This window comes from Amycolatopsis sp. NPDC102389 (assembly GCF_044765885.1).
GTDB lineage: Bacteria > Actinomycetota > Actinomycetes > Mycobacteriales > Pseudonocardiaceae > Amycolatopsis.
In genome coordinates, this window is sequence record NZ_JBIWKX010000119.1 from 1 (window position 1) to 8,957 (window position 8,957).

Annotated in this window: 5 protein-coding genes; 1 reads left to right on the forward strand and 4 read right to left on the reverse strand. The window is 67.6% G+C overall.

Features of this window, described 5'->3' with window-relative positions; translation table 11 throughout:
- Positions 1-286 precede the first annotated feature (286 nt).
- The 4 genes from ACIRGA_RS40540 to ACIRGA_RS40555 all read right to left on the reverse strand — a co-directional run bounded on the left by ACIRGA_RS40540 (position 287) and on the right by ACIRGA_RS40555 (position 8,250).
- Positions 287-1,531, reverse strand: a complete 1,245-nt coding sequence (locus ACIRGA_RS40540; RefSeq protein WP_400952779.1) for a low temperature requirement protein A — start codon at positions 1,529-1,531, stop codon at positions 287-289.
- A 455-nt stretch (positions 1,532-1,986) separates the two neighbouring features.
- On the reverse strand, positions 1,987-3,459 hold the full coding sequence (locus ACIRGA_RS40545; RefSeq protein WP_400952784.1) for an MFS transporter: 1,473 nt from the start codon (positions 3,457-3,459) through the stop codon (positions 1,987-1,989).
- Positions 3,459-7,043, reverse strand: coding sequence for a DNA polymerase III subunit alpha (gene dnaE / locus ACIRGA_RS40550; protein ID WP_400952788.1), 3,585 nt, complete (start codon positions 7,041-7,043; stop codon positions 3,459-3,461). The genes ACIRGA_RS40545 and dnaE overlap by 1 nt, the downstream gene beginning before the upstream one ends.
- 202 nt (positions 7,044-7,245) lie before the next feature.
- The gene (locus tag ACIRGA_RS40555) at positions 7,246-8,250 is read right to left on the reverse strand and encodes a plasmid pRiA4b ORF-3 family protein (protein ID WP_400952792.1); all 1,005 of its coding nucleotides are present in this window, start codon (positions 8,248-8,250) and stop codon (positions 7,246-7,248) included.
- A 213-nt stretch (positions 8,251-8,463) separates the two neighbouring features.
- Here ACIRGA_RS40555 and ACIRGA_RS40560 point away from each other — a divergent pair, with 213 nt between their 5' ends.
- Complete coding sequence (locus ACIRGA_RS40560) at positions 8,464-8,865, forward strand: nitroreductase/quinone reductase family protein (RefSeq protein WP_400952797.1); 402 nt, start codon at positions 8,464-8,466, stop codon at positions 8,863-8,865.
- Positions 8,866-8,957 lie beyond the last annotated feature (92 nt).

Here is an 8,957-nt window from a genome sequence, read left to right on the forward strand (position 1 = left end):
TAAGCTCTACTGGCTTAGTTCACTAGCACACTGTTGAGTTCTCAAGCAACACACCCCAGATCGCACCGCAGTCACACGGCCTTATCCGAAGCAGTTATTTCTTGGCTTTTGTCCGGAGCACACCCTAGCACCTGCTCGAAACTGCCGTTTCAGCGGGGGTAGAGTTACCTCTCCGGTTCGGGACCACCCACTCTACCACCATCCGGTGGGAGCTTGGTTCGTGTTCCCGGCGGCCGCTCGGTTTCCCTGGCGACGAAGAGAACATTACACGGCCCGAAACCGGCGTTTACAGGGGGGTCCCTTTTTTCGCGCCGGGGCTCTGACCTGCATCGATCGGGCCCTCCCCCGGAACAGGCTCGCCGTGGGTCGCGACGACCGTCAGGACGACGAGGGCGGCGGCGAGCACGGCGGTGATGTGGATGGGCGCCGGCGTGAACGACGCGGCGAGCACGAGCACCGCGGTCACCGGGAAGCCGATCGCGATCGGCCGGCATTCGTTGGTGGGTCCGATGTGCATGAGCCAGACGCTCAGCAGATAGATCGCGACGGGCACGGTCGTCGCCATGGCGGCGGGCAGGGACGCGACGTGCCCGGTGTGGGTGTCGTAGTCGACCGCGACTTCGAGGCCGGCGCCGAGCGCGGCCGCCGAGGCGAAGATCAGGTAGTGCCCATAACCCCAGCTCGCGACGGTGAACAGGCTCTTCGCCTTCTCGAGCCGGGCGTGGCCAGGCTGGTCGAAGTACAGCCACCACAGCGAAAAGACCAGCACGAGCCCGGCGGCGGCGAGCGAGATCAGGCTGCCGGTGTGCTTGCCCTCGTCCAGCCCTTCCTTGACCGCGGTGGTCGCGCCGAGGATCGATTCACCCAGCACGATGATGGTGAAGAGGCCGTAGCGCTCGGCGATGTGGTGCGGATGCCAGCCCGTCCAGCGTTTGCGTTCGGCGATCACCGGAACCGCGAGTTCGGCGACCAGGAGCAGGAAGAACGACGGCAGCCCCAGCGAATCCGGGAGGCCGAGGCGGACGACCCACAGGATCTGGACGATCGTGATGCCGATGGCGTACCGCAGCGCGGCCGGACGGCATTCCGGATCGGTCCGCGCGGCGCGCAGCCACTGCACGACCATCGCGAGCCGCATCAGGACGTAGCCGGCGACCACGATCTCGAAGTCGCCGTCGAAGGCGGACGAGACACCGGCGGCGACGGTCAGCCCGCCCGCGATCTGGACCAGCGTCACCACTCGGTAGAGGACGTCGTCGGTGTCGAACGACGACGCGAACCAGCTGAAGTTCAGCCAGCCCCACCAGATCGCGAAGAACACCATCCCGAAGCTGAGCACCCCGTGCCCGATGTGGTTTTCGGCGATCGCGTGGTGCAGACCGGCGGCGGCCTGCGCGACGGCGACCACGAAACACAGGTCGAACAACAGCTCCAGCGGGGTCGCGACCCGGTGCCCTTCACCGGAATCGCGCATCTTCATCGGCCGGTACCAGACCCTCAGCCGATTACGCCGAACAGAACTCTCCGCCATCGGTGCTCCTCGCAATCTCGGACTGCGGAGATCTTCGCAGCCGGAAGCGGTTCACACACGCGGAGGAACGCGCGGCGGGTGGGCCCGGGCCGGGTGCACCTCCCCAGGCGACCCCGCACGGACCCACCCGCGCGAATGCCTCACCGGAACCCGGCTCGCCAGTGGGGTTGAGCCGGCCGCCGCCGAACGGTCCCCCGCGGACGCCGACGGCTGTCCACCGGCTCGTGACCGTGGGTGTCCATTCCTGAGAACTCCGGACTCGCCACGATCGCTTCGCCGATCGATCCATCCCCGATCGATCGACAGAAATACCACTGTCGGTAGCCGAGTCACAGCGGTGAAGGCTCCGTTAGGTGTACCCGGTTGCTCTGAGTAGCACCAGAGGATGACGACCTCAGTCACTCGGATGGAGCATCCGGTCTTGCCGAACGTAGTCGTCGGCAGGTGCGGACGATTCAGCCGCGATGCCAATCGGCGGCAGCCCGCACGGCTTCCTCCCGCTCGGTGAGCACTCGCCTCGCGCGGCGCGCGCGAAGTTCGATCACGGCGAGCAAGAGCGCCGAACTCGTCAACACGGCGGCGCACAGCATCGCCGCGGTCAGCGCCGACGGATAGCCGCCGTTCGCGCCGAGTACCGCGTGGAAGACCGAGGCCAGCACGACGGTGCCGATCGCGGTGCCGATCCGTTGCCCGGTCTGCAAAGCACCCCCGGCCACGCCGGCCATCGAGGTCGGGACGCATTCCAGGGTGAGCGTGGTGTTGGGCGAGATGACCATGCCACCACCGACACCGGCGACGAGCAACGGCGGCGCGAACCACCAGCCCGCCGCGGCGCCGGGGTCCTGACCGGCGAGGACGGCGACCGTGACCATCCCGGCGATCACCATGACCAGCCCGGCGACGGTCAGCTTGCGGCCCCACTCCGGCACCAGCCGCCCCGCGATCGCCGCCGACACGGCCGAGCCGAGGGCGAAGGAGGTGACGGCGAGCCCGGATTGCAGCGGCGTGTAGCCGAGCCCTTGCTGGAAGAAGATGGCGAAGACCAGCCACATTCCGGTGAACCCGCTGAAGTACAGCGCGCCGACGGCGGCACCCGAGGCGTATCCCGGGGTGCCGGTGAACAGCCGGGTGTCGAGCAGTGGCGGACGGCCACGTCGCACCATCGAGCGTTCCCACCGCACGAACGCGAAGCCGAAGATCACCGCGACGGCGAACAGCCACCACAGGCTGCCGAGCCCACCCTGTTCGGATTCGATCAACGGCAGCAGGACGCCGAGTACGGCGACACCCAGCAGCATGATGCCGACGAAGTCGATCTCACCCCGCAGGCTTTTCGGCGGTGTCTCCGCTTTCGGCAGCCATCTCAGGGCCAGCGCGAACGCCAGGATCCCGATCGGCACGTTCACGTAGAAGACCCAGCGCCAGCCTTCCGGATCACCGGAGACGGCGAGGATCACGCCACCGAGCACCGGCCCGACCGCGGTCGAGATCCCGACGACGGCACCGAACATGCCGAACGCGCGGCCACGTTCCGCGCCGCGGAACAGGTCCTGGATCATCCCGCTGTTCTGCGGCGTCATCATCCCCGAGGCGAAACCCTGCAGGAGCCGCGCGACGATCAGCGTCGTCTCGTCCGGCACCGCGCCGGCGAACGCGCTGGTCAGCACGAACGCGGCGAGCGCGAACAGGAACATCCGGCGGCGGCCGAGCGCGTCGCCGAGCCTGCCGCCGGACACCAGCACCAGCCCGAAGGCCAGCGCATAGCCCGACACGACCCATTGGATCCCGCCGCTCGACGCGCCGAGGTCCTTCTGGATCGACGGCAGGGCCGTGTTGACGATGCTGACGTCGAGCAGGCCCATGAACCCGGCGGCGAGGGAGACGGCGAGCGCCTTCCAACGCCGGGGATCGGGTTCGTAGGCGCTCATCAGGTGCTGGCGGCGATCCCCGGGATGCCCTTGAGCTCACCGATCAGCATCGACGTCACCTTGACCGGATAGTCGTAGAGCGCGAAGACCGTCTGGTTCTTGCCGACGAGCTTGAGGTGCACCGGGGTCTCGCCCTTGTGCGCCAGCAAGGTCTGCTTCAGTTCGCTGACCACCGACTGGTCGATCTTCTCCGCCGCGGCCAGCAGGACCAGCGGCAGATCGTCGTCGCCGTTGCCGACCTCGGACAGGTCGAGCGGGACGAGACCGCCGCCGAAGATGGACATCTTGTCCTCGCGCCAGTTCACCCGGCCTTTGACCAGGACCGCGTTGTCCTCGATGAGGTCGGCGGAGAACATCGCGTACGACTTCGGGAAGTACAGCACCTCGAGCGAGGCGTCCATGTCCTCGATGGTGCAGATCGCCCAGGGTTCGCCCTTTTTGTTGACCCGGCGTTCCAGCGAGGTGATCAGCCCGGAGACGACCAGCTCGCCTTCCTTCGGCGGGTCGGCGAGGATCGCGGCGATCGGCCGCGGCGCGTGTTTGCGCAGGATGCGTTCGGCGCCGTCCAGCGGATGCGCCGAGACGTAGAGGCCGAGCATCTCCCGCTCGTAGGCCAGGAGCTGCTTGCGTGGGTACTCCTCTTCGCCGAACTTCAGATGCGCGAGCGGCGACGAGGACACCGCCTCCCCCGCGTCGTCGTCCCCGCCGAACCCGAAGAGGTCGAACTGGCCCATCGCCTCCTGGCGTTTGAGCGGGACCACGGCCTCGACCGCGTCTTCGTGCACCTGGATCATCGAAAGCCGCGTGTTGCCGAGCGAGTCGAAGCCGCCCGCCTTGATCAGCGACTCGATGACCCGCTTGTTGCAGGCCACCAGCTCGGACTTGTCGAGGAAATCGGTGAAGGAGGAGTACTTCCCCTTCTCCTCGCGGGTCTTGATGATCGACTCGACGACGTTCGCGCCGACGTTGCGGACGGCACCCATGCCGAAGCGGATGTCGTCCCCGACGGCCGCGAACCTCAGCGCCGACTCGTTGACGTCCGGCGGGAGCACCTTGATCCCCAGGCGGCGGCACTCCGAGAGGTAGACCGCGGACTTGTCCTTGTTGTCACCCACCGAGGTGAGCAGCGCGGCCATGTACTCCGGCGTGAAGTTCGCCTTGAGGTACGCGGTCCAGTACGAGATCAGGCCGTACGCGGCCGCGTGACTCTTGTTGAACGCGTAGCCGGCGAACGGGAGGATCGTGTCCCAGAGCGCTTTGATCGCCTCGGAGGAGAAGCCGCCGGGGACCAGGTCGCTCGACTTCATCCCCTCTTCGAAGCCGACGAACTCCTTCTCGAGGACTTCCGCCTTCTTCTTACCCATGGCGCGGCGGAGCACGTCCGCGCGGCCCATCGAGTAGCCGGCCACCTTCTGGCCGATGTGCATGATCTGCTCCTGATAGACGATCAGGCCGTAGGTGTCGGCCAGGATCTCCTTCAGGGGCTCTTCGAGCTCGGGGTGGATCGGTTTGACCTTTTGCCGCGCGTTCTTGCGGTCGGCGTAGTCGTTGTGCGCGTTCATGCCCATCGGGCCCGGGCGGTACAGCGCGCCCACCGCCACGATGTCGTCGAACACCGTCGGCTGCATCCGGCGGAGCAGGTCACGCATGGGCCCGCCGTCCAGCTGGAACACGCCGAGCGTGTCACCGCGGGAGAGCAGCTTGTACGTCTCAGGGTCATCGACGCCGAGGGTGTCGAGGTCGATGTCGATCCCGCGGTTGGTCTTGATGTTGTCGATCGCGTCACCGATGACGGTGAGGTTCCGCAGGCCGAGGAAGTCCATCTTCAGCAGGCCGATGGCCTCGCACGACGGATAGTCCCAGCCGGTGATGATCGAACCGTCGTCACGCTGCCACAGCGGGATGGCGTCGGTCAGCGGGTCGCACGACATGATGACCGCGCAGGCGTGGACGCCGGCGTTGCGGATCAGGCCTTCGAGACCACGGGCGGTCTCGAAGATCGTCTTGCACTCTTCGTCGGTCTCGACGAGGGCGCGGACCTCGGCCGCTTCGCCGTAGCGCTCGTGCTTCGAGTCGACGATGCCCGAGAGCGGGATGTCCTTCGCCATGATCGGCGGCGGGAGCGCCTTCGAGATCCGGTCCGCGATGGCGTACCCCGGCTGACCGAAGTGGACGCGGGCGGAGTCCTTGATGGCCGCCTTGGTCTTAATGGTGCCGAAGGTGATGACCTGCGCGACCTTGTCGACGCCGTACTTCTCGGTGGCGTAGCGGATCATCTCGCCGCGACGGCGGTCGTCGAAGTCGATGTCGATATCGGGCATCGACACGCGCTCGGGGTTCAGGAACCGCTCGAACAGCAGCTTCTGCGGGATCGGGTCCAGGTTGGTGATACCGAGGACGTACGCGACCAGCGAGCCGGCGGCGGAACCACGGCCGGGGCCGACGCGGATGCCGACCTTGCGGGCGTAGTTGATGAGGTCGGCGACGATGAGGAAGTAGGCGGGGAAGCCCTTCCCGATGATGACGTCGAGCTCGATCTCGATGCGCTCGTTGTAGTACGGGTCCGGGACGCCGTCCGGGTACCGCCACTTGAGGCCGCGGGCGACCTCTTCCCGCAGCCAGGTGCCCTGGTCGTAACCTTCGGGGACCTCGAAGAACGGCAGCCGGTCCTTGTGCGTGTACACGTCCTTGTAGGACTCGACGCGCTCGGCGATCAGCAGCGTCGAGTCGGCGGCGCCGGGGACCTCCTTGTCCCAGTACTCCCGCATGTCGGCGGCCGACTTCAGGTAGTAGCCGTCACCGTCGAACTTGAACCGGTTCGGGTCGTTCAGCGTCTTGCCCGCCTGCACGCACAGCAGCGCGGAGTGGGTGTCGGCCTGGTCCTTGGTGACGTAGTGCGAGTCGTTGGTGGCCAGCGGCTTGAGGTCGAGCAGCTTGCCGACCTCGAGCAGGCCCTCACGGACCGACCGCTCGATCGGCAGCCCGTGGTCCATCAGCTCGAGGAAGAAGTTGTCGGCGCCGAAGATGTCCTTGTAGTCCGACGCCGCCTGGATCGCCTCGGTGCGCTGCCCCAGCCGCAGCCTCGTCTGCACCTCGCCCGAGGGGCAGCCGGTGGTCGCGATGATGCCGTGGTGGTTCTCCGCGATCAGCTCGCGGTCCATCCGGGGCTTGCGGTAGTAGCCCTGCATGCTCGCCAGGGAGGAGAGCTTGAACAGGTTGCGCAGGCCGGTGGAGTTCTCGGCGAGCATCGTCATGTGGGTGTAGGCACCACCACCGGAGACGTCACCGCCCTCACCGAACTCGTCGGCGCCGCGCTGGTTCGACTGTCCCCAGAAGACCGGCTTCTTGTGGAACCGGCTCTCCGGCGCGATGTAGGCCTCGATGCCGATGATCGGCTTGAGGTCGTGCTTGACCGCCTGCTGGTAGAACTCGTCCGCGCCGTACATGTTGCCGTGGTCGGTCATGCCGACCGCGGGCATGCCCAGGCGCGCCGCCTCCTTGAACAAGGGGGCGATCTTCGCCGCACCGTCGAGCATCGAGTACTCGGTGTGCACATGCAGGTGGACGAAGGAATCGTTCGACACCAGCGAAAACCTCCCCTAGGCAGACGGATCCCTGGCTGCTTGACGCGGGCCGGTCCTCCCACCTTATGCGCCGAAGGATCTCGGCGCCCGAAGGGGGCTGACGCACCGGCAAGGGGCAGTCTGCTCTCCCGGACGGCCACCGCCAAGGGCGCCACGCGGCGCGGGTTCTGGATGGCATCGGTTACCCCGAAAGAGGTGCCGGTCAGCCCAGCCGGGCCAGCCGCTCGTCGACCACCTCCTTGTCGAACCACTCCGGATCGAAGCCGTAGCCGCCGAGCTCTTCGAGCAGTTCCTCGTTCTCTTCGTCGTCCGGATCGCGCAGTGCCTCCAGCACCATCTCGTAACTCCGCTCGTCTTCGCATTCCGGCGGAGGCGCGGCGCGTTCGCCGTCGAGGCAGCTCGGTGCTTCGGGGAGGCCGGCCAGCCGCTCGACGCGGATCCAGTGCCTCCAGCTCTCCGCCTCGTAGACGAGCCGGTGGCCTGGCGAGCTGACAACGTGGCCAAGTGTCACCTCGTCGTCGAAGCGGTCGCCTTCACAGCTCTGCGCGCCGGCGCTGAAGCCTCCGTACGCGGTCTCGAACCGGTGATACTGCCCTTCGTCACGGTCGAACGCGGCCGAGAGAATCCGGTGCAGCCCGGCGAGGGTGACGTCGGAGCGGACTTCGAGCCGTCGCCAGATCGCGTCGTCCAGCTCGGACAACGCGACCGCCAGCCTGAGCCCGGTGACCGGCACGGGTGGGGGCAGGACGAGCGGCAACGGATCGTCCGACGGGATGCGCGGCAGCGGATCGTAATCGGGAAGACCGAGCCACCGGCGCAGCTGGGCCGCACGCTCCGGCAGATCTGGCCTCGGATCTCTCCCCAACTTCAAGAGGTCAGGGACCTTCTCCCGGATCCAGGCGTCGCCGTCCGCCTTGGCGATCAAGGCCGCTTCGACCTGGCTCCGGAACTCCTCGGGTGTCAGCGGTGCCTCGGTCACCTCGAAGCCGCTGCGAAGGACCGCGAGGGCGTCCTCGGGAACGGGGTGGAGCTCGATCACGTCGACCTCGCGACCGTTGACCACCACCTCGACGCCCACCGCGCGTTTGCCGGCGGTCAGCGTGGCGGCCAGGACCACCAGATCCTGATCCACCTGGCCTTGGACGACACAGCCCGAAAGCTCGATCGGCCCGTGGAGCAGCTTCGGCCAGCGCTCCACCCTGCCCACGTCCAGAGGCGGACGTGGGCGGCGGGAGCGCTGGCTCTTCGGTCTTTTGGCGGGCTTGCGGCCGCGGCTGACGGGGGACACGGGATCAGTATCGCCACGGGCACCGACAGTTTCGGGGTCGTGAGCAGCCAGGATCGAAAAATGCTTGCCGACCTGGGCGCGGATGTGCAGACTGGCCAGCCGCCAAGATCAACCTAGCCGCCCGGAGCGTTGATGATCGACCTGCAGGCCATGAACGAGCGCGTGATCGCGGAGTTCCGCGCGAACGGCCGCCACGGCGACGGTCTCCCGACCTTGCTGCTCACCACCACCGGCGTCCGCACCGGGCGACGGCACGTGACGCCGATGCTGTTCCTGGCCGACGACGACCGCTACGTCGTCTTCGCCGCCAACGGGGGCGCGCCCGGGCATCCGGACTGGTACCGCAACCTGGTCGCGGAGCCGTCCGTCGACGTCGAGGCGGATGGAGAGGCCTTCACCGCTCACGCGATCGAGGTGACCGGAGCGGCTCGGGACCGTCTGTTCGCGAAACAGGCGAAGGCGTTCCCGCGGCTGGCCGAGCATCAGTCGAAGACCACGCGGCCGTTCCCGGTGATCGCGCTCAGCCGCGTCTGAAGCTCGCGGGGGGGGGGGGGGGGGGGGGGGGGGGGGGGGGGGGGGGGGGGCGGGGCGGCCCCCCCCCCCCGCCCGCCAGGGGGGGGGGGGAA

Excerpts from the sequence above, each read along its gene's own strand:
- ACIRGA_RS40540 (WP_400952779.1), bottom strand. The coding sequence starts at position 1,531 with ATGGCGGAGAGTTCTGTTCGGCGTAATCGGCTGAGGGTCTGGTACCGG.
- ACIRGA_RS40545 (WP_400952784.1), bottom strand. The coding sequence starts at position 3,459 with ATGAGCGCCTACGAACCCGATCCCCGGCGTTGGAAGGCGCTCGCCGTC.
- ACIRGA_RS40560 (WP_400952797.1), top strand. The coding sequence starts at position 8,464 with ATGATCGACCTGCAGGCCATGAACGAGCGCGTGATCGCGGAGTTCCGC.